The sequence below is a fragment of the Kitasatospora sp. NPDC005856 genome (assembly GCF_040629945.1).
Taxonomy (GTDB): domain Bacteria; phylum Actinomycetota; class Actinomycetes; order Streptomycetales; family Streptomycetaceae; genus Kitasatospora.
In genome coordinates this window covers 25357-46043 of sequence record NZ_JBEXWT010000034.1, presented here as the reverse complement: position 1 = coordinate 46043, position 20687 = coordinate 25357, and the positions used below count along the sequence as shown (strand labels likewise).

Annotated in this window: 14 protein-coding genes; 4 read left to right on the top strand and 10 right to left on the bottom strand. The window is 75.2% G+C overall.

Going from position 1 to position 20687, the window contains the following annotated elements; translation table 11 throughout:
- Positions 1-108: 108 nt before the first annotated feature.
- Positions 109-1425: a M14 family zinc carboxypeptidase gene (locus ABZ449_RS21465; protein WP_360348015.1), complete on the top strand. Its 1317-nt coding sequence runs from the start codon at positions 109-111 to the stop codon at positions 1423-1425.
- On the opposite strand, the gene ABZ449_RS21460 is transcribed toward ABZ449_RS21465, so the two are convergent.
- The 5 genes from ABZ449_RS21460 to ABZ449_RS21440 all read right to left on the bottom strand — a co-directional run bounded on the left by ABZ449_RS21460 (position 1422) and on the right by ABZ449_RS21440 (position 8406).
- Positions 1422-3650 carry an MMPL family transporter gene (locus ABZ449_RS21460; RefSeq protein ID WP_360348012.1) on the bottom strand — a complete coding sequence of 743 codons (2229 nt, stop codon included), beginning with the start codon at positions 3648-3650 and terminating at the stop codon, positions 1422-1424. The genes ABZ449_RS21465 and ABZ449_RS21460 overlap by 4 nt on opposite strands.
- 157 nt (positions 3651-3807) lie before the next feature.
- On the bottom strand, positions 3808-5850 hold the full coding sequence (locus ABZ449_RS21455) for a hypothetical protein (protein WP_360348010.1): 2043 nt from the start codon (positions 5848-5850) through the stop codon (positions 3808-3810).
- A 172-nt stretch (positions 5851-6022) separates the two neighbouring features.
- Positions 6023-6448 carry a heme-binding protein gene (locus ABZ449_RS21450; RefSeq protein ID WP_360348007.1) on the bottom strand — a complete coding sequence of 142 codons (426 nt, stop codon included), beginning with the start codon at positions 6446-6448 and terminating at the stop codon, positions 6023-6025.
- A 47-nt stretch (positions 6449-6495) separates the two neighbouring features.
- Positions 6496-7698, bottom strand: a complete 1203-nt coding sequence (locus ABZ449_RS21445; RefSeq protein WP_360348004.1) for an MFS transporter — start codon at positions 7696-7698, stop codon at positions 6496-6498.
- A gap of 240 nt (positions 7699-7938) precedes the next feature.
- Entirely contained in the window at positions 7939-8406 is a 468-nt protein-coding gene (locus ABZ449_RS21440) for a MarR family transcriptional regulator (RefSeq protein ID WP_360348001.1), read from the bottom strand.
- Between the two features lie 332 nt (positions 8407-8738).
- Between ABZ449_RS21440 and ABZ449_RS21435 the strand changes: the two genes are divergently transcribed.
- Together ABZ449_RS21435 and ABZ449_RS21430 are read left to right on the top strand one after the other, a co-directional pair.
- Entirely contained in the window at positions 8739-9329 is a 591-nt protein-coding gene (locus tag ABZ449_RS21435; protein ID WP_360347998.1) for a lytic polysaccharide monooxygenase, read from the top strand.
- A 242-nt stretch (positions 9330-9571) separates the two neighbouring features.
- Entirely contained in the window at positions 9572-10669 is a 1098-nt protein-coding gene (locus tag ABZ449_RS21430) for a chemotaxis protein (protein WP_360347995.1), read from the top strand.
- A gap of 168 nt (positions 10670-10837) precedes the next feature.
- On the opposite strand, the gene ABZ449_RS21425 is transcribed toward ABZ449_RS21430, so the two are convergent.
- Entirely contained in the window at positions 10838-13153 is a 2316-nt protein-coding gene (locus ABZ449_RS21425; RefSeq protein ID WP_360347992.1) for an LPXTG cell wall anchor domain-containing protein, read from the bottom strand.
- A 280-nt stretch (positions 13154-13433) separates the two neighbouring features.
- Here ABZ449_RS21425 and ABZ449_RS21420 point away from each other — a divergent pair, with 280 nt between their 5' ends.
- A complete protein-coding gene (locus tag ABZ449_RS21420) occupies positions 13434-13607 on the top strand; it encodes a hypothetical protein (RefSeq protein WP_360347990.1) in 174 nt (57 codons plus the stop codon).
- Between the two features lie 56 nt (positions 13608-13663).
- Here ABZ449_RS21420 and ABZ449_RS21415 read toward each other — a convergent pair whose 3' ends face one another.
- From ABZ449_RS21415 to ABZ449_RS21400, 4 genes are all read right to left on the bottom strand, one after another.
- Positions 13664-16507, bottom strand: a complete 2844-nt coding sequence (locus ABZ449_RS21415; protein WP_360347987.1) for an AAA family ATPase — start codon at positions 16505-16507, stop codon at positions 13664-13666.
- 241 nt (positions 16508-16748) lie between these two features.
- On the bottom strand, positions 16749-18329 hold the full coding sequence (locus tag ABZ449_RS21410) for a UDP-N-acetylmuramate dehydrogenase (protein ID WP_360347984.1): 1581 nt from the start codon (positions 18327-18329) through the stop codon (positions 16749-16751).
- A gap of 10 nt (positions 18330-18339) precedes the next feature.
- On the bottom strand, positions 18340-19383 hold the full coding sequence (locus ABZ449_RS21405; protein ID WP_360347981.1) for a serine hydrolase domain-containing protein: 1044 nt from the start codon (positions 19381-19383) through the stop codon (positions 18340-18342).
- Entirely contained in the window at positions 19380-20687 is a 1308-nt protein-coding gene (locus ABZ449_RS21400; protein WP_360347978.1) for a UDP-N-acetylglucosamine 1-carboxyvinyltransferase, read from the bottom strand. Before ABZ449_RS21400 ends, ABZ449_RS21405 begins: the two co-directional genes overlap by 4 nt.

Genomic DNA, 20687 nt, shown 5'->3' with positions numbered 1-20687 from the left:
CCCCACCGGGCCCGTCCGAGCCCCGCGCCCGGACGGGCCCGGCCCGTACCGGCGGCCCCCCGCGGCAGGTAGAACTACTGCCACCACCACCAGGGGAGGACACCGCACGTGACCCACACGACGACCCCCGCGGCCGCGGCCGCCCGGCTCCGTGACCACTACCCCAGCATCGCCGAACTCACCGACACCGCCCACCGGTTGGCCACCCAGCGGCCCGACCTGTGCCGGGTGCGCACCGTCGGCACCTCCCGCGCCGGACGCCCCCTGACCCTGCTGACCGTCGGCCGCGACGCCCCGCACGACCTCCTCGTCGTCGCCGGCGCCCACGCCGACGAGTTCGCCGGCCGCGCCGCCACCATCGACCTCGCCCACCACGCCCTCACCGCCCCGAACCCCGACGTCGCCTGGCACTTCCTGCTCTGCCTCGACCCCGACGGCGCCCACCTCGCCGACGGCAGCCGCACCGCCCGCACCCTGCCCGACTACTTCGCCCACTACTACCGCCCCGCCGCCGAGGACCAGCCCGAATGGGCCCCCGCCATCGGCTCCCACCTCCCCGAGAGCCGCACCCTCCTCGACCTCATCGACGAACTGCGCCCCACCCTCCAGTTCTCCCTGCACAGCACCGACGTCGGCGGCACCTTCGTCCAGGCCACCAGCGACCCCGCCGCCCTCGCCCACGCCTTCACCCGCTCCGCCGCCGCCCACGGCATCCCCGTCGAAACCGGCGCCTTCGACACCTTCCGCCTCCACGAATCAGGCCCCGGCCTCTACCTCATGGCCCCCCACCACATCGACCACCAGGAGAACACCACCGGCATGCTCACCCCCCACCAGGACACCGACGGCGGCCGGGCCGGCACCTGGTTCGCCCCCCAGCGCCACGGCGGCCAGACCGTCCTCGTCGAAGTCCCCGCCTTCACCAGCGCCCACCTCGGCGACATGCGCCCCGCCGACGCCACCCGCCGGCACCTGCGCACCAGCGCCGACCGCCTGCGCCACCGCGGCACGCTCCTCACCGCCCTCCTCGACGCCGCCCTGCCCTACCTGCGACACCCCGACGCCCCGCTGCTGCGCGCCGCCCGCACCCCGCTGACCGCCCTGCACCAACTCGCCGACGCCTTCGACCCCGACGTCCACGGACACGACCTCCCGCACACCCCCATGACCAGCGCCCGCCTCGCCGGCATCGACCTGTGGGCCCACCGCATCCCGGTGCGCGCCGCCGCCCTGCTGCGCCGCGCCGTCCGGGCGGGCGGCGCCCCCGCCGCCCCCCAGGCCGCCCGCCTCGACCACCTCCTGCGCGACTGGTGCGCCCAGTACCGGCAGCGCTTCGACCCCGTCTGGCTGCCCGTCGCCCACCAGGCCGCCCACCAGGCCGCCACCGTGCGCGCCGCCGCCGCCCTGCGCCACCCCGGGTGCTAGGCGTTCGCGCCCTCGGTGTCGATGTGCGGCAGCACCCGGTCCAGGAACCGCGGCGTCCACCAGGCCGCCGCCCCCAGCAGCGTCATCACCGCCGGAACCAGCAGCAGCCGCACCACCGTCGCGTCCACCAGCACGCTCACCGCCAGACCCAGCCCCATCATCTTGATCACCACGTTGTCGCTGACGATGAACGCCGCGAACACGCTCACCATGATCAGCGCCGCACAGCTGATCACCCGCGCGGTGATCTCCAGCGCGTGCGCCACCGCGTCCTGGCTGCGCCCGGTGCGCAGCCACGCCTCGTGCACCCGCGAGAGCAGGAAGATCTCGTAGTCCATGCTCAGCCCGAAGACGATCGCGAACATCATCATCGGCACGTAGCTCTCGATCGGCACCTTCCCCTCCACCCCCAGCGCCGGCCCGCCCCAGCCCCACTGGAAGACCGCCACCACCACCCCGTACGAGGCCGCGATCGACAGCAGGTTGAGCACCGCGGCCTTGACCGCCACCAGCAGGCCGCGGAAGACCAGCAGGATGACCAGGAACGCCAGCCCGACCACCACCACGATGATCAGCACCAGCCGGCTCGACACGATGTCCAGGAAGTCGACCTGCGCCGCCGTGTTGCCGGTCACGTACGTCTTCGCCCCCGTGCCGGCCACCGCACCGGGCAGCACGGTGTCCGCCAGCCGGTTCACCAGGTCGGTGGTGGCGCGGTCCTGCGGGGCGCTCGCCGGGATCACCGTGTCGAACAGCACCACGCCATCCGGACTGGTCTGCAGCGGGGTACTGCTCGCCGCGCCGGGCAACCCCGTGAGCGCCCGCTGCACCGAGGCCAGCACCCCCGCCCGCGCCTCGGCGGGCACCGCGCTCTGGTCGACCACCACCGTCAGCGGCCCGTTCGACCCCGGCCCGAACGCCTGCGCCATCAGGTCGTAGGCACGCCGGTCGGTGAACTCCGTGGAATCCGCGCCGTCACCGATGTGGCCCAGCTGGATGGAGAACAGCGGGATCGACAGCACCGCGAGCACCACCACCCCCGCCACCAGGTACCGCCAGGGCCGCGCCTCCACCCGCCGGGCGTAGCGGTGCCACGCCCCGCCCTCCACCTCCCCGCCCTCCCCGCCGGCCTCCGCGATCGGACGGCGCACCGCGAACCGGTCCATCCGGCGCCCGATCAGCCCCATCAGCGCCGGCAGCAGCGTCAGCGCCCCCAGCACCGCCGACACCACCGTGATGCCCGCCGCCGCCCCCAGCTTGGCGATGAAGGAGATCCCCGACACCGACAGCCCGGACAGCGCGATGATCACGGTGCAGCCCGAGACCAGCACCGCCCGCCCGCTGGTGGCCACCGCCTGCCCGGCCGAGGCCACCGGATCCACCCCGTCCATCAGGTTCTGCCGGTGACGGGTCAACAGGAACAGCGCGTAGTCGATCCCCACCCCGATGCCGATCATCGTCGCCAGCGTCGGCGCGACCGTCGCGAACGTGGACAGCGCCGCGATCAGCCCCAGCACCCCCAGCCCCACCACCGCCGCGAACAACGCCGTCAGCAACGGCAGCCCGGCCGCGATCACACTGCCGAACCCCACCAGCAGCACCACCACCGCCACCGCGAAGCCGATCGCCTCGCTGGAACGGTCGTCCGCCGCCGGCCGGGCCAGCTCGCCCAGCGGCCCGCCGTACTCCACCTGCACCCCGGCCGCCCGCAGCGGCTCCACCGCCGCGTCCACCCCCGGCAGGTACCCGTCGCCCAGCAGGGTCGGGTTGGTGTCGAACCGTACGGTGAAGTACCCGGTCAGCCCGTCGGCGGACAGCGGCCCGCCCGGCTGGGGGGCCTGCCCCGGCGGCGGCAGCGGGCCCTGCACCGACAGCACGTGCGGCAACTGCTGGAGCGAGGCGGTGGCCTGGGCGATCTGCGGCTGGAACCCCGTCAGCGGCGCCGCGTCGTGCAGCACCACCTGCGAACTGGTGCCCGCCGCGGCCGGCTCGTGCGCCTGCAGCACGTCCCGGCCCTGCTGCGCCTGGGTGCCCGGCAGCGAGAAGTCGTCCGAGTAGGCGCCGCCGACCGACTTGTTGGCGGCCTGGATGCCGGCCAGGGCGACGATCCACAGCACGACGACGATCAGCGAGTGGCGCGCGCACCACTCGCCCAGGCGGCGCAGCGCCGCACGCCTGGCGGGCCGCCGCGGGGCCGAGGGGGCGGGACGGGCGGACGGCGGCATGGAAGGCTCCCGGGTCTCCTGCACGGCGGTGCGCCGATCCGGCGCAGTCTTCCCACCCGCCCCGCCCCGCCCACCGGTACCGGTGGGTAGTCGCCCCTACGGCCCCCGGCAGGCGCACCGGGTGCCGCGCGGGGGCCGCAGGACCGGCCGGGTCCGGTCAGGGCGAGGCCGGGCCGCCGAGCCTCGGGGCCGGGACGGGGGCCGCGGCGCCGACCAGGACGACCAGCTCGTGGCCGCCGGGGTTGGTCTGCACGGGCACGGTGCGCCAGTTGTTGGCCAGCCAGACGTTGCCCGACGGGTCGATCTGCAGGCCGGTGTTGCGCTCCAGCCCGTCGCTCGGGTAGCCGGTGTCGGGCGGGGAGATGGGCTGCCCGGTGGTGAATCCCGGCGGGCAGGCGGCGAGGTCGACGCCGCACAGCCGCGCGACGCGGTGGCCGCCGAAGTTGGCCACCCACACGGTGTCGTCGCCGTCGACGGCCACCCCCCAGGGCAGGAACAGGCCGCCACCGGTGAACGGTTCGGGCACCGGCGTCCCGTCGGAACGGATCAGGGTGACGGAGGCACCCGGGCGCGCACCGCCGTCACCGGCGACGGCGGCGTCCGCGAGGTCGCCCGCGGTGCTGTCGCCGCACGGCACCGGCAGGATCCCGCTGTTGGAGACCCAGGCGTTGCCCCGGCTGTCGGTGGCCACGCCCAGCGGACGGCGCAGGCCGCCGCCGGTGACGGCCCGCTCCACGCTGCCGTCGGCGGCCAGGACCTGGACGCTGTCGCTGCCGTTGCCGCTGACCCACAGCCGCCCGGCGGGGTCGACGGCGGCGCCGAAGGGCTTGTGCAGGGCCGGGACGGGCACCTCCCGGGCGCGGGTCGCATCCCCCTCGGGGACACGGGTCACGCTGTCCGCGCCGCAGTTGGCCACCCACACGGTGCCGGAGCGGTCGGCGGCCAGGCCCTGGGGCTGGGCGATGCCCCCGACGCGCCAGCCCTCGGGCGGGGACAGCGGGGTGCCGTCCGGGGCGAACTGCGAGACGCTGCGCTCCAGCGGGGCCGGGTCGATCGGGCAACCCTGCCCCTGGAAGCCGAAGTTGGCGACCCACGCGGAGCCCCGGGCGTCCACGGTGACGCCGAACCCGGCGCCGTACAGCCCGCCGCCGTGGAAGGGCGCACCGGGCGCGTCCCGGCCGGCGGGGGTGAACTTCAGGACACTCTCGCCGCCGCAGACCGGGACGGCGGGGTCGGGGTCGTAGCGGTAGTTGTTGCTGACCCAGGCGTTGCCCCCGGCGTCGAAGGCGATGTTGCCGGGCCCGTCGAGTTCGTGGCCGTTGCCGCCGTAGCGCAGGGCCACCGTCCAGGCGGCGGGGGCCTCGGGCAGGGCCGGCAGGTAGCGGGGGGTGGTGGCGGCGAGGTCGAAGAGCGCGGCCGCGTTGTGGCCGGGGTCGTGGGCGATGTCCACGGTGGCCTGCAGGGTGTCGCGGGGCCGTTCGCCGCCGGGCCGGCGGGCCAGGTCGAGCAGCCGGTCGCAGGCCTCACCCGCGACGCCGGTGCCGCCGCCGACGCAGGACGCGAGCAGGTTGGCCAGGCTGTTGAACTCGGCCAGGGTCGAGGTGAGGGCGCCGTTGGGCGGGGCGGCGAGCGTCGCGGCGATGCCGCCGGTGCCGGTGTCGGCCAGGTTGTGGGCGATGCCGGCGGCGTTCGGCAGCCCCGGACGGGGGCCGGCCACGCCGTCCGGGCCGGTGAAGCGGGACAGGGCGTAGGCGACGGCCACGGTGGTGCGCTCGTTGACGACGAGCTCCGGCGGGGCCTCGGCCCCGCTCAGCACGGCGGCCAGCCGCGCCGGCCCGCCGCCCCCGCCGCCCCAGGAACCCCCTGAACCCCCTGAGCCCCGGGGGCCCGCGGGCCCGGGCAGATCCGCGAGCACGTACAGCACGGCGCCCGGGTCCTCGGGGCGCCGGTAGCCCAGGACGAAGCGCCCGTCCGGCGCGCTGCGGGCGCGGGCCAGCACCCGCGGCCCGCCGCCCGCGCCGTCCCCGGCCTGGTAGAGCGTCACCTCGGCGCCGCCCAGCGGGACGTCCCCGCTGCGCACCACCCCGTGCTGGCCGGCGGGTGGCCGGCCGTGTGCGGCGTGGGCCGCGGCGTGGGAGGGTCCGGCGGCGAGCTGGGCCAGGAGGGCGGCGGTCAGCAGGACGCCGCGGCGTCGGCGCATGGGGGCTCCGTTCGGCCGTAGGGGGACGACGGCCCTTCGTCGGCCGTCGTCCCCCTACCTGCCACACCGGTGCCCCGCCCGGGCGGATCCGGGTGCGGGACGCGGCGGAAATTGCCCGGTACGGGCGATGCGCGGTGGCGCGTCGCCCGTACCGGTGGGGCCCGGCGGGGTGTCAGCCGAGGTGCCGCAGCGCGGCGGTGGCGAAGGCGTGGTCCTGCTCGGGGGCGCCGCCGCCGACGCCGATGGCGCCGATCAGCCGGCCGTCGCGGTGGACGGGGATGCCGCCGGCGATGAACAGCAGCGGGCGGTCCAGGGCGGTGGGCAGGGAGTGGAACGGCCCGTCGGGCTTGACCAGGTCGACCAGGTCGGCGGTCGGGGCGTTCAGCTGCAGGGCGGTGTAGGCCTTGCGGGTGCTGGTCTCGCCGGAGATCAGCACGGCGCGGTCGTCGCGGCGGAAGGCGAGCAGGTGGCCGCCCGCGTCCAGGACGGTGACGCTGACCGTCACGCCCGCGGCCTCGGCGGCGGTGCGGGCCGCGTCGACGAGGGTCTCGGCGTCGGCGGTGGTGAGCGGGGCGACGGCGGTGGTGGTGGTGCTCATGACGGTGGTTCTCCCGGTGGTGCGGTGGGGGTGGCTCGGGTCGGTGGTCAGTGGTGCAGGGCGGCGCGGCGGGGAGCCGCGCCCGTGGTGACGGCCTCACGGGTGCGGTCGCGGCGCTCCAGGGCGGCGGACCAGAAGGCCAGCAGCAGGGCGGCCGCGGCGAGGGCGGCGCCGACCCAGTTCGGGGCGGTGTAGCCGAGACCGGCGGAGATCACCGTCCCGCCGAGCCAGGCGGCCAGCGCGTTGCCGAGGTTGAAGGCGCCGATGTTGACGGCGGAGGCCAGGGTGGGGGCGCCGTGGGCCTGGTCCAGCACCCGCTTCTGCAGCGGGGGGACGGTGGCGAAGCCGAGGGCTCCGACCAGCAGGATGGTGACGGCGGCGAGGACCTTGTCGTGGGCGGTGAAGGTGAACAGCGCCAGCACCACGGCGAGGCCGCCGAGGGTGGTGTAGAGCATCGGCATCAGCTTGCGGTCGGCGTAGCGCCCGCCCAGCAGGTTGCCGAGGAACATGCCGACGCCGAACAGCACCAGCAGCCAGGTGACGGAGCCCTCGGCGTAGCCGGCGACGTTGGTCATCATCGGGGCGATGTAGGTGATCGCGGCGAAGACGCCGCCGAAGCCGAGCACGGTCATCGCCATCGCGAGCAGCACCTGGGGGTTGCGGAAGGCGGTCAGCTCCCGGCGCAGGTGGGCGCCCTCGGGGCGGGGCAGGGCGGGTACGAGCTTGGCGATGCCGAGCAGGCCGATCACACCGAGCGCGGCGACGCCGGCGAAGGTGGCGCGCCAGCCGACGGCCTGGCCGATGAAGGTGCCCAGCGGCACGCCGACGATGTTGGCGACGGTCAGCCCGGTGAACATGGTGGCGATGGCGCCGGCCTTCTTCTGCGGGGCGACGAGGTCGGCGGCGACGACGGAGCCGATGCCGAAGAAGGCGCCGTGGGCGAGCGAGGTCACGATGCGCCCGGCCAGCATCACGGGGAAGGACGGGGCGGACGCGGAGAGCAGGTTCCCCGCCACGAACAGGCCCATCAGCATCATGAGCATGGTCTTGCGGCTGATCCTGGTGCCGAGGGCGGTCATCAGCGGGGCGCCGATGACCACGCCGAGGGCGTAGCCGGTGACCAGCAGGCCCGCGTTGGGGATGGAGACGCCGTAGTCGCCGGCGATCTGGGGCAGGAGTCCCATGATCACGAACTCGGTGGTCCCGATCCCGAATGCGCCGATGGCCAGGGCGATGAGAGCGAGAGGCATGGGCCCGAACCCTTCTGTGATTGCTTGAGCTAGCGCCTTGCGTGCTTAGACAATAGTTGCAGACGCGCGATATACGCAAGCGCGGATAGGGGGCATGCGCTGCGGGGTCGGGGTGCCGCGGGGTGTCGGTGCCGGGGGGGTGGGGTGCCACAAACGCGACCGGGCCCGGCCCGTCCGAACCGCGTGTGCGGTACGGACGGGCCGGGCCCGGGGGAGTGGCGGCCGCTGGGCCGACCGGGGTCAGCGGGCGGGCGAGGCGGCGTCCACGGCCTTGACCGCCTCGACCAGCGAGGTCAGCTCGGGGGTGCGGGCGGCCTCGTCGAGCGCCTCGCGCAGCGCGGCGTCATTGGTCGGCCGGGCCTGCTCCAGGAGCTTCAGGCCGTCCTCGCTCACGTTGGTGTAGATGCCGCGGCGGTCGGTCGGGCACAGGTAGCGCGACAGCAGTCCGCGGTCCTCCAGTCGGGTGACCAGGCGGGTGGTGGCGCTCTGGCTGAGCACGACCGCGTCGGCGACCTGCTTCATCTGCAGGTGTCCGCCCACGCCGTCGTGCTGGCGGCTGAGCACGTCGAGCAGCGAGTACTCGCGCACGCTCAGGTCGTGCTCGGCCTGCAGGGCGCGTTCGATGTGGGACTCGATCCTGCCGTGCAGGAGGGACAGGGCGCCCCAACCGTTGGCGAGGGCGGTGAGCGCGGGGTCCGTGGCGGTCATGGGGCCCGGCCTCCTTCCAGATGCGGCTGAGTACAGGATAAGCCATGAACTGAAATATCAGCTAGAGCTTGTATAGCGCTTGTGCAAATAATGCTCGCGCGTGGGACGGCGCGGGTGCGGGGCGCGAAGTGTCGGGCGGTGCCCAGTATTCGCGGGGCTTTGATGCAAATGGTTCAGACCATTGACGCGGGGGGAAGGCAGATCCTACGGTGTCGGGCAACCGGTCTGGCGCGGGCATGCCATCTCTCGGGCAGGCCGCCGTGCGCACCCCCACGCGCACGCGCACGCCCCGCGCCGGGCGCACACTCCATCCACCCCCACGGAGGAGCACCATGCGCAAGCGCCATCTGATCGCCGCGGCCGCGGCCGCGATCGCCCTGCCGATCGCGGCGGCCCTGCCGGCCCAGTCGCACGGCTTCATCAACCTGCCGCCGAGCCGTTCCGCGCTCTGCGGCGCCAACGCCGTCCCGTGGGACTGTGGCGACATCCAGTGGGAGCCGCAGAGCGTCGAGGGCCCCAAGGGCTTCCCGAGCCGCGGCCCGGCGGACGGCACCATCTGCGCCGGCGGGGACGCCCGCTGGGCCCCGCTGGACAACCCCCGCAACGGCGCCTGGCCGACCACCAAGGTGACGGCGGGCCAGCAGCTCACCTTCACCTGGGAGATCGAGGCCCGGCACGCCACCACGAACTTCAAGTACTACCTGACCAAGCCCGGCTACAACGCGAGCCAGCCGATCACCCGGGCCGCCCTGGACCTGACCCCGTTCCTGACCGTCCCCTACAACGGCCGCCAGCCCGCCGCCACCACCACCCACACCGGGACCCTGCCCACCGGCCGCACCGGCCACCAGGTGATCGTCGCCGTCTGGGAGATCGCCGACACCGCCAACGCCTTCTACTCCTGCACCGACGTGCAGTTCTGACCGCCGCGCCCCGCAGGCACCGCCGCCTGACTCCGGGCGGCGCCTGCGGGGCGTCCGCCCGTACCGCGGGCCCCGGGTCGCAGACCCGTCCCGCAGACCCGTCCGCAGATCCCGGACCCGACCCCGTCCGGGTCGTGCTCGCGCGCCGCAGAAGCCGCACATAGGTACATTGACGGCATTTGGCAGCAGTGCCAGGCTCCGTGCGTCCACGAGAAGGCCGACCGCCTTCGGAAAGGGTCACCATGCGCCCCGACCTCAGCCCCGCCGTCCTCGCCGAGCTGCGCCGGCCGCGGCCCTATCCGGCGGTGTCGATCCTGATGCCCACCCACCGCCGGGAGCCGGACAACGCCCAGGACCCGGTCCGGCTGCGCAACCTGCTGGCCGAGGCCAAGGAACGCGTCCAGGCCGACCCCCAGGTCTCCCGCGCCGATCGCATCGACGTGCTGGAACAGCTCGACCGGGCCCTCGCCGAGGTCGACCTGGTGCACGCCGAGGACGGCCTGGCGATCTTCGCCGCACCCGGCGAGCACCAGGTCTGGTCACTCGGGCGCACCGCCCCCGCCCGGGTGGTCCTCTCCGACACCTACCTGACCCGCAACCTGGTCGCCGCGCGCGCCGCCGAGCGCCCGTTCTGGGTCCTCGCCGTCGCCGCCGACAAGGTGGTGCTCTGGGGCGGCACCGAGGAGAAGGTCACCGAGGAGAAGGGCCGCGGCTTCCCGCTGGCGCGCGTCTTCGACAACCCCGACCCCGAACGGCAGGAGCAGATCGGCGACACGCCCAGCACCTTCCGCGACGAGGCCACCAAGACCTTCCTGCGCCAGGCCGACACCGAGGTCGGCAAGCTGTTGGCCACCGCCCCCCGACCGCTGTACGTGGTCGGCGAGGCCGCCGCGCTCGCCCTGATGGACGCCGCCGGCCCGATCGCCAAGGCGGCCACCGCCCAGCTCCCGCACGGCGGCCTCGCCCAGGCCGACGCCGAGACCGTCCGCAAGGTGGTCGAACGCGCCGTACGCGCCAACGCCGAGCAGGAGGTCACCGAGCACCTCGGCCAGCTCGACAAGGCCCGCGGCGCCCAGCAGTTCGCGGCCGGCCTGGACGAGGTCTGGCAGAGCGTCGGCGAGGGCCGGATCGCCCGCCTGGTGGTCGAGGAGAACTACCGCGCCACCGTGCGCGACGAGGGCGAGCACCTCGTACCGGCCGAGGCCGGCCAGGACGGCGCCCGCGAGGACATCGTCGACGAGGTGATCGAGCGCACCCTGGACACCGGCGGCCAGGTCGGCTTCGTCCCCGACGACACCCTCGCCGACAGCGACCGCATCGCCGCCGTCCTGCGCTACTGACCCGCCCTCGACCCTCGGCACACCCGCGGCCGCCCCCCTCCCCGGGGGCGGCCGCGGCGCGTGCGCAGGGCCCGTACCCGTCGCACCGGGCGACCGCCCGGCCCGCGAACGCGGGGCCGCGCCCACGCGGGGCGTGGGCGCGGCCGGGGAACGCGGTCGGTGCGGGGGTCAGCGGCTGCGGCGCGAGCGGATCAGCAGGAGCGCGCCGGCGGCGACGGCACCGAGCGCGGCGAGGCCGACGACGGGCAGCAGCCGGGCCGCGTTGCTGCCGGTCTCGGGCAGGTGGCCGCCGTGGCCGGGCGGAGGCTCGTGGGTCGGGCTGTGGGTCGGGCTGTGGGTCGGGCTGTGGGTCGGATGCGGCGAGGGACTCGTGGTCGGGGAGGCGGTCGGGCTCGGCGAGGACGTCGGACCGGGGCTGGGCGAGGACGTCGGGCTCGGGCTCGGGCTCGGAACCGTGACCGGGACCTCGGCGCGGCAGCGCGCGTCGGGCGAGTCCGGCGGGCAGTTGTTCGGGTAGGTGGAGGAGGAGACGGTGTTGCGCAGGACCGCGTCGGCGGCCAGCGGGGAGCGCACGGTGACGGAGTAGGAGATGGTCGCGGTGGCCCCGACGGGCAGGTCCCCGGTCCAGGTCAGCGCGGTGCCCGCGAACTGGACCTGACCGCGGTCCGCGGCGGCGTCGTTGTTGTACGCGGCGGAGTTCAGCACGCCCGACAGGTCGTCGGTGAGGCTCACCCCGGCGGCGTCGGTCCGGCTGGTGTTGGTGGCCTGGATCCGGTAGCGGACGGTGTCGCCGGGCTTGGCGGTGGTGGGGTCGGCCGTCTTGACCACGGTGTAGCCGGGCACGGCGGCGACGGTGTTGCGCACGGTGTTGCTGGTGCGCTCCTGGGCGCGCTCGGTCTGGCTGCCCCGGAAGTGGAGGGCGGCGGTGTCGTCGAGGTGGGTGCCGACGGCGGCCGAGGCGTCGACGGTGACCTGGAAGGCGACGGTGGCCTCGGCGCCCGGCGCCAGGTCGGGGACGGTGCAGGTGACGGTCTGTCCACTGGCCTGGCAGGCCGGGTTGGAGGCCGGCACGAAGGTGGTGCCGGCCGGGATCTCGTCGCTCACCGTGACGCCGGTCGCGGTGTCGAGGTCGGTGGAACTGCCGTCCTGACGGCGGTTGGCCACCGAGAAGGTGTAGGTGATGGTCTCGCCGGGGCCGACCAGCCCGGGCGGGTTGTCGTCGGGGCTGCCGGGCGGGTTGTTGGCCTTGGCGATCCGCAGGTCGGGTTCGAGGGCGTCGACGGCCAGCCAGGCGGCCTGCGGCTCCAGGGCGTCGCCCGCGCCGCTGATCCGCACCAGCGCCTGGTGGCTGCCGGCCGGGATCTTGCCGGTCACGTCGATCATCCGGGCGTCGTAGCCGTAGTTGTTGACCGGGTCGGGGTCGCGGGTGGTGATGTTGGTGCCGGTGCCGTCCGCCGCGACGTGGTCGATGCGGCTGGTGAACGCGTTGTCCGTGCCGACCCCGGTGGGGCCGGGCATCGGCAGCAGGACCAGGTTGTCCGCCGCGGAGCCGACGGCCAGCGAATCCCCGGCGATCGGCGCGTCGCCGTCGCCCACGGTGATGCCCATGGTGGCCCGCGGGGCCGTGCTGGCGGGCGTGCGGATGCCGCCCAGGGTGAGCGTCGTCGAGTTGTTGGGGTCGCGCAGCAGCTGGAAACCGTCCCAGACCTGGAGGTAGCGCAGCGGCTCGGCCCGATCCTCGTACGCGACCACCAGCGACCAGCCGCCCCAGCAGCCCACGTTGTTGCCGCCGAAGTTCTGCGCCGAGGAACGGCCGGCGCACGCCTGGATGTCGGCCACGGTGTAGCTGCCGGGGCCGGCCGCCCGGACCTCCGCGGTGACGTCCTTGACCGCGCCGCCGGCCAGCAGCGGCTCGGGCGGGTTCCCGCCGACCATCTGGTCGAACCAGTCGTAGGTGTCCGCGGTCACCTGCTGGTAGCCGCTCGCGCCCGGGACCTTCCAGGAGACCCGGTTGCCCAGGTTGATGTCACCGGAAGTACCGCCCGCGGTACTGGTGTTGGTCGGGTTGAACTGCCAGTACAGCCGGGCGGACAGGACGCTCGCCCCGGCCGGCAGCACCAGCTGGGCGGAGGAGGCGTTGGGGCCCGGCGCGTTCGGGTCGACCTTGACGAACTTGGTGCGGCCGTTGTTCGAACCCTCGGTGTCCGAACAGACCGTGCCGTCGCTGTCGTCGCAGGTCAGCACCGAGTTGGAGGCCATCGTGAGGTTGCCGTGCGCCAGCAGGTCCACCACCGGATCCGGACCGATCGGGCGCTGCGTCCCGGCACCGCGCGGCTTCGGCTGCGCCGCCTCGGCGTGCCCGGCGTGCGGTGCCCCCGCCGCCAGCGGTGGGGCCAGGGCGGCGGCGCCCGCGCCGAGCACCACCGCGAGCAGTGCGGACAGGACGTGCGGTGGGCGCGGACGCGTTCGTCGGACAGGTGACACGGGAACCTCGCTGTCGGGAGGCGACACGAACAGCAGAACCTCGTACCTGCGCGGACGGGCGCCCAAGCCTGACAGGCGGGATCTTCACCCACCAGGACCAGCACCGGTTGACGGACCGCCCGGCGGACCCCAGGACGGCCCGCCCCGGAGCCCGGGTACGGCGGGTACCCAGCATTCGGCACGCGATTGGGTAGCGGTACGCATTGTTCCCGCCCCCCTGTGCCCGGTTTCCTGGAGCCCGCCCCACCCCGACGACCCTCACCCCCCTCGGAGGTCGCCCATGACCCGCCGCGAACGTCTCCGGCTCTACGCCGACGCGCACTTCACCGCCCCCGACCCCGGGCTGGTCCTGCCCGCCCGCCGCAGCGGCAGCGGCCTGCGCCAGCCCGGCCTGGCCCGGCTGGCCCGCCTCTCCCGGCTCGTCGAACGCGCCGGCCACCACCAGCACGGCTGACCCCGGACCGGGTCCCGCCCCTTGAGGGAGCGGGCGGGACCCCTTTTCTCCCTCCCTCAGGAGCCGTCGTCGTCCGCTGCGGCCAGCGCCTCGCCCAGCCCCGCCCGGCCCACCCCGAGCTTGCGCAGCGCACTCGCCACATGGTGCTCGACCGTACGGGTCGACAGGAACAGCGCCCGCGCGATGTCCTGGTTCGCCGCACCCTGCGCGGCCAGCGCCGCGACCTGACGCTCCCGCGGGGACAACCGCTCCCCGTAGCCGCGCCGCCCCACCGAGGCCGCCCGGCCCAGGCCCAGCTCGCGGCGCAGCCGCTGGCAACGGGCCGCGTCCGAGGCAGCGCCCAGCGCCAGATAGGCCCGCTCGGCAGCCGCGATCCGCTCCCCGGCCGCCGCCCGATCGACCCCCGCCGACACGACGGCGGCCCGCTCCTCGGCCCGCGCCGCCTCGTACGGGCGGCCGATCTCCTGCCACAGCTCACCGCAGCGCACGAACTGCCCGCACGCCCCCGCCGGATCCCCGTCCGCCAGCAGCAGACCGCGGGCGAAGGCCAGCGCCGCCGAGGCCGCCGGTGCGTCCCGTCCCTCCAGCCGCGCCCGGGCCTGCTCGACCAGCTCCGCCGCACCCGCCCGCTCGCCCTGGGCCAGCAGCACCTCCACCGCCACCGGCAGCAGCTCCGCCGCCCGCGGCCAGGCCCCCGCCAGGCGCAGCGCCTCCAGCGCCGGTTCGAGCGTGGCCGCCGCCTGCGCGACGTCCCCCTCCGCCAGCTGCAGCGCCGCCAGCCCCGCCGCCGCCCGCAGCGCCCCGGTCACCTGCGACTCCCGCTCCCCGTACGGGCCAGCCTCCGCGAAATGGGCGTGCGCCACCGCGAGCCGGCCGCGCGCGGCAGCCAGCCGGCCCAGCAGCAGGGCCTGCTCGACCCCGGCCATCGCGAGGTCCGGGAACTCCGCGCCCAGCGCCGCCAGCCGCTCCTCCAGTCCCTCCCACTGCCCGGCCAGCCCGTCCAACCGCACCAGCGCGATCCGGCTGTAGCACTCCAGATAGGGGATCGCCGCCTGCCGGGCCAGACGCCGGCTCTCCTCCAACAGCCGCGCCGCCCGCCGGTCGTGGCCCAGCTCGACGGCGATCTCACCCGCGTTGTACAGCGCGCGGGTGGTCTGCCGGACGATCTCCGGCCACGGCGAGCTGCGCGGCAGCTCCTCCAGCCGCTCCCACACCGAAGGGTCGCCCTCACGCGCCAGGAAGGTCAGCCGGGTGGCCCGCACCGCGGCGGCCACCTCCTCGTCCGGGCTCGCGGCCAGCGTCCGCTCGGCCCGCTCCAGCCACTGCCAGGCCCGCTCGCCGGCGCCGTCGCGCTCGTTCATCGCCAGCGCCACCATCGCCCGGGCCGCCCGGGACGGACGCTGCTCCAGCTCCTCCAGGGACTCCTCCATCCGGTCGAAACCGGCCCGGTCCCCGCCGTGAACGGCCATCAGGAAGCCCAGCGACAGACGGATCTCGCCGCGGTCGGGCACCGGCAGCCGCGGATCGGCGATGATCGCGGTCAGCGTCGCCGCACTGGCCACCGAGTCCACGCCGTCGGCGGCGATCCGCGCCAGCGCGAGCGCGGCCCGCCCGCGCCGGCGCGGATCGAGGTCGGGCTCGTCCAGCAGCCGGCGCAGCAGCGCGCCCGCACTGCCGCTGTCCCCGAGCGCGACCGCCTGCCCGGCCGCCGCCTCGGCCACCTCCTGCCACGCCGCCCGGTCGCCCGCCGCCAGGGTGTGATGGGCGATCTGCACCAGCGGCCGCGGCTCCCGCGCGCCCAGCGCCGCCACCGCACGCCGGTGCAGGGCGCCGCGCCGCGGCCCGGGCAGCCGCCGGTAGGCCACCTGCTGCGCCAGGACGTGCCGGAACCCGTAGCGGGCCAGCGGCTTCTCGTTGAGCACCGCCGCCCGCAGCGCCTCGGTGAGGCCGTCCTCGGCGGCCTGCGGGCCGAGGCCGGCCACGGCGGCGAGCAGGTCCTCCCCGGCGGGCACGCCGAGCACCGCGGCCGCGGAGGCGATCGCGGCGGCGTCCGGGGACAGCGTGGCGAGCCGCTCGGTGACGGCGTCGCGCAGGCCGCGCGGCACCTCGGACTGCTCCAGGTCGGCGGCCAGGTCCGCGGCGTTGGTCAGCGCGTCGGCGCCGCGCCGCTCGCCCAGGGTGATCAGGTCCTCCTCGGCGACCAGCGGCAGGCCCTCGCTGCGGTCGAACAGCACCCGGGTGAGGGCGGCGGTGGCGCGCGGGCCGAGCGCGGCCCGGGCCAGCTCGTGGACCTCGGCCTCGGCGAGCGGGGCCAGCCGCACCAGCGCGCCGCCCACCCCGGCCGGGCGCCGGTAGGCGGCGCCCAGGGCGGGGGTGTCGGGCGGCAGGTCCTCGGCCCGGTAGGTGAGCACCAGGGCCAGGCCCTGCGGCACGTCCCGGGCCAGCAGCAGGAGCAGCTCGCGGGTCGCGTCGTCCACCCAGTGCAGGTCCTCGACGACCAGCACCGTCTCGCCGAGCGCGCCGAGCAGGGCGCGCACCGCCTGGACGAGCAGCCGCAGCCCGGGCGTCCCCTCGCCGGCGGCCGCGGGCAGCGGCGGCAGCCGGTCGGCGAGGTCGGGCAGCAGCGGGCGCAGCGCCCCGGCGCTGGCGGGGATGCGGTCGGCGGGCGGCAGGAACGGGCCGACGCCGCGCAGCGCGTCCACCACCGGGCCGAAGGCCAGCGGCTCGCGCAGGGGGTGGCAGAAGCCGGTCAGCACCAGGCGGCCCTCGTCGGCGGCGCGGGCCGAGGCCTCGGCCACCAGGCGGGACTTGCCCAGGCCGGCCTCGCCCTCGACCAGCACGACGGCGGGTGGGTGGAGCATCGCCTGGGTCAGGCGGTCCAGTTCGGGCCGGCGCCCCACGAACGCGAATCCGTCGCCGGGCACTCCCGGCTCGACCGGCCGGCTCACGGCCGTCCGGCAAGGTCACGTGCGGGGGGCTCGCCGAGGAGGGATGCGAAGGCCATGGCCCCATCATGCCGTGACGGCCCCCGGCCGTGGCCGCCGGGTCGCCGTCGCGGTACGGGTGGTGCGGGGGTGTGCAGGCGGTGTTCAGGGGCTGTGCTCGGGCCGTGTGCCCCGGTGGTCTGTTCAGGCGGTGCGTTCAGGCGGTGAGGGCGTGGAGCGGCAGGGCGTCCCGGCCGGTCAGTTCGAGGACCGTGCAGTCCAGCGCCTCCAGCCGGCGTACGGTGGCCCGGGCGCTGCGGTCGTCGAGGGAGAAGACGAACGGCCCGGGCACCAGCACCACGTTCACCCAGCCCTGCCCGGCCCGCTCCAGCAGCCGCTCCAGGGCGGGGCGCTGATCGCCGGAGCGCACCCCGTCGTCCAGGAACGCGGTGGGCAGCGGCAGTCCGCGCTGCCGGGCCAGGCGCTCCAGCACCGCGCGCTGGTAGTCCAGGCCCGCCGCGTCGGTGGGGTAGCAGCGCAGGTACAGCGCGGCCCGGGCCGGGCGGGTGGGGTGGTCGAGCATGTCGTTCACCTGACCTGTTCGGTGAGGAGTGCGACGGGCGCGGGGGAGAACCCGTCCACTCCAGCAGGCCCCGGTGAACAGTGGGGGATCAATAGCGGTCGCCACCCAATCGCGCGGACACCGGTCAGGCGGCGGCGCGCGGCGCGTGCGGCTCGTGCCGGTATCGATGAAGGCGTGCGCCTGCGGCCACGTTCCGATCGCGAGAGGCTCGGGCCGCAGTGCGATCCCGGTGACAGCCTCGACGCGTCCGGAGAGGTCGGCCAGGGCTCGTGTGAAGCCGGTTGCGGTGGCGCCGTCGTGGGCGGTGAGGGTGAGGGTGCGAGCTTCCGAACACCGGATGCTCTCGGTGATCCTCTGTCCGGGGTGGCAGCCGGTGAGTTCGAGGAGCCAGCCTGCGCCGGCCCGCAGTTGACCGTCGCTGTCGGTGTGGACGGGGCAGCCGGCGGCTGACCAGCGGTCGGCTTGGGCAGCGGTGACAGGTGGGTTGAGGAAGACGGAACCGACCTGTCGGGCGTCGGGGCCGTGAGGGTCGAGCAGGAGTCCGCGGCGGTGTCGGTTGGCGAGGACCGCGGTGGTGACCTCGGTGACGGGCGGTCTGCTTCCGGGCTCGACCGCGAGTTCGTCGGCGAGCGGCTGGTAGGAGACGGGGGCGGCCGGGGTGCGGGTGAGGCGGATGGCGACGGTGAGGATGGTCCAGCGGCCGGGGTCGCTCTTGAAGCGGCTGCCGCGATGCCGCAGGAGGCATGCCCGCGCGGGCAGGGTCCGCAGGAGGCCGGCGTCCCAGTCCCAGGCGGTCACGTGCTCGAGGACGTCGCCGATCTGCCGGCCGTAGGCTCCGGCGTTCTGGACGGGGGCGGCGCCGACGGTGCCGGGTATCCCGGCCAGGCACTCGGTCCCGGCCAGCTTCTCGGACGCGGCCCAGGCGACCAGGTCGGTGAGCGGGTGGCCGGCTTGCACCGTGACCAGGACGGCGCCGCCCTCCTGCTTCTTCGCGGTGATGCCCCGGGTGTTCATCACGGCGACGGTGCCGGAGTGTCCGGTGTCGGAGGCGATGACGTTGCTGCCGTGGCCGAGCGTGAGGGGGCGGTGCTCCTCGCGGTGGCCGACGGTACGGACCAGTTCCTGCCAGTCGTCGAGGTCCGAGAGCCGCAGCGGCTCCGTGATCGGGCCGCCGAGCCGCAGCGTGGTGAGGGACGCGAGGGTGGGTCCGGGCACGGCGGCTCTCCTAGGGTTCGTCGGCGATCGCCTTGAGCGCGAGTGCCCGCAGCGGCGCGAGCCGGGCGCGGTTGTCCTGGTGGTGGTAGACGGCGTTGGTGCAGATGGCCACGTAACGGCCGGTCGCGGGGGCGAGGTAGAGGCTGGTGCCGGTGAAGCCGTGGTGGTAGGCCACTCGTCCTTCGTCGGCGAGGATCCAGGCCAGGCCCCGCTGAAGGCCAGGCTCGATCTCGGCCTGCGGCTGCATGCTGTAGGCGAGCCAGCGGCCCAGGGGCCCGTCGGTGGCGTGCGAGGTCAGCAGGTGGGTGGCGAAGGTGGCGAGGTCGGCCGGGGTGGTGAACACCCCGGCGTGGCCGGCGACTCCACCGAGCAGGGCGGCGTTGTCGTCGTGCGGCATGCCCCACAGCCGGGGGCCGCCCTGCAGGCGCTGCTCGGTCGGGGCGATCCGAGCGGAGCGGGGCACCGGCCCGTAGGTCGTGCCTGTCATGCCGAGGTGCTGCCAGAGCTCGGTCGCGAGTTCGTCCAGGCGCCGGCAGCGGTACTGGGCCAGGGCCAGGCCGAGGAGGATGAACCCGCGGTTGATGTAGCGGTGGCCGGTTCCGGGGTCGGCGATCAGCGGCTCTCCGCAGATCAGTTCGGCGAGTGGTTCGGGGCGGTGCCGGTACTGGTCGAGTCGGGTGTCAGCCCGCAGGCCGGAGGTGTGGGCCAGAATCTGACTGACCGTCACCTGGCCGCCGGGCGCCTCGGCCGGGATGCCGGTCAGCAGTTCGCGGATCGGAGTGTGCGGGGTGAAGCCATCCATGAGGGAGGTGGCGACCAGCGGCCAGGTGGCCAGGACCTTGGTCAGCGAGGCCACGTCGTACACCGTGTCCGGTCCCGGCCGGGCGTCGCCGCACTCGGGGGCGACGATGCCGGAGGCCAGGTAGCCGGGCTCTGTGTCGAAGGTGCCGTGGGCGATGACTCCGCCGGGCACGGTGCCGTCAGCGGTCATCAGGTCCAGGCACTCGCGCAGGTCGGCGAGCGCATTCGGCTTCCACGGCACGGTGGTGGTCACGGCTTCTCCTGGTCGATCGTCAGGTGGGCACCGAGCGCGGCCAACTTCGGCAGCAGGCTGCCGTATCCGCGCCGAAGGTGGTACATCCCTCGGATCGTAGAGGTGCCCTCGGCGGCCAGGGCGGCGATCACGAGAGCGGTCGCGGCCCGGATGTCCTCCCCGGCCACGTCGGCGGCCCTGAGCACGGACCGGCCCCGGACGGTGATTACCGAGCCCGTTGCGTTGACGCTCGCACCGAGGGCGGCGAGGGCGGGCAGGTGGGTGCCGCGTCGGGTGTAGATCCGCTCCTCGAGGCGGGAGGTGCCCTCGGCTTGGGTCAGGAAGGCGGTCAGCTGCGGCTGCACGTCGGTCGGGAAGCCGGGGTGCGGCCCGGTGGTCACCTGTACCGCCCGCGGCCCGGCCGGGGCACTGAGGGTGGTTCCGCCGTCCAGCGGGTCGAGCCGGAGGCCGGCGTCGGCGAACACCGCCACCAGGCCGTCGGGGAACGCGGCGACGGGGAAACCGTCCAGGTGCACGGTGCCGCCGGTGACGGCGGCGGCCAGCGCGAGGGTGGCGGCCTCCAGTCGGTCCGGCGGCACGGTGCACACCCCGCCCCGGACACGGTCGGTGCCGGTGACGTGCAGGGCCTTCCTGCCCTGCCACTCGACGCCGACCCCGGCCTGCGAGAGCAGGGCGGCGGTGTGGGTGACCTCGGGCTCCATGCTCGGGTTCAGGATTGTGGAGGTGCCCGTGGTGCGGGCGGCCAGCAGCATGGCGGTGACCGTCGCCCCCAGACTCGGCCCCCACGAGCGGGTTTCCGCGTCCGTTGTGAACGGCAGCCGCTTGCCGGTGAAGCGGGCCCGAACCCTGCCCCGGCCGGTTTCCACTTCGGCTCCGGCGGCCTCCATCGCCGCCAGGTGCCGGTCGATGTACCGCACGCAGAAGGCGTCGCCACCAGGGGTGGGGAAGGTGGCCTTGCCGGCGCGGGCCAGCAGAGCGCCGCCCATCACTGCGGTGGTGCGGATGCGCCGTCCCAGGTCGTCCGGGATGACGGGGAGGTAGGAGTCGGCCGGGCGGGTGGCGAACTCGTCGCCGTTGACGGTGGCACGGGTGCCGGTGCGCTGCAGGATGTCGGCGACCACGCCGGTGTCCAGGATCCCGGGGGCGCCGAGGAGGGTCAGAGGCTCGTCGGCGAGGATCGCGGCGGCGTACAGGTGCAGGGCGATGTTCTTGCTGCCCTGGACGGTGGTGGCGCCGGCCAGGCGGTGGCCGCCGGTGATGTGTATGGCGCGGTCGTCGGTCGTGGTGGTGCCGGTGGTGGGCAT